The 388-nt window shown below is 58.8% G+C and carries 1 protein-coding gene; it reads right to left on the bottom strand.

Features of this window, described 5'->3' with window-relative positions; translation table 11 throughout:
* Window positions 1-53: 53 nt before the first annotated feature.
* Window positions 54-388, bottom strand: a 335-nt coding sequence (locus ABG80_RS08085) for a transposase (RefSeq protein ID WP_160322492.1), incomplete at its 5' end; no start/stop codon positions are given.

Here is a 388-nt window from a genome sequence, read left to right as displayed (position 1 = left end):
GGGTATCCAGTTAGCTCCACAAAAGCCAAAACACTGGATGCATATCCAGTAATTTACACCTTGTCTGGCGGCTTGGGCGAAGCCTTTGTGATGTCGCTGTAGGTGTAGGGGCTGGTTTGCATGGCCTGCTGAAGCAAGCGGTAGAACAGCAAGCCGCGAGAGCTCGAAGTTCTGCGGTTGAAGCGGAAGACGAACTCGTTGAGATAGGCGTCCAGATGCGCAGGCTGAACGGCACCATGATGGGTTCCCAGAACCCATCGCTGAACCAGTGCTGCCACCCGGTGAACGCCAGCCATGGCGACGTGGGCGGGCTGCTCCGCGCCCAGCATCACCGTTCGTTGGTGGTCGTAGCCCAGGTCTTTGAGCGAGCGGTATGCGGCGGACCCAT

Origin of the sequence: Aquabacterium parvum, from assembly GCF_001447195.1 — a bacterium.
GTDB lineage: Bacteria > Pseudomonadota > Gammaproteobacteria > Burkholderiales > Burkholderiaceae_C > Aquabacterium > Aquabacterium parvum.
Note: the sequence above shows the minus strand (reverse complement) of the source record. Positions and strands in the feature narration are given on the sequence as shown.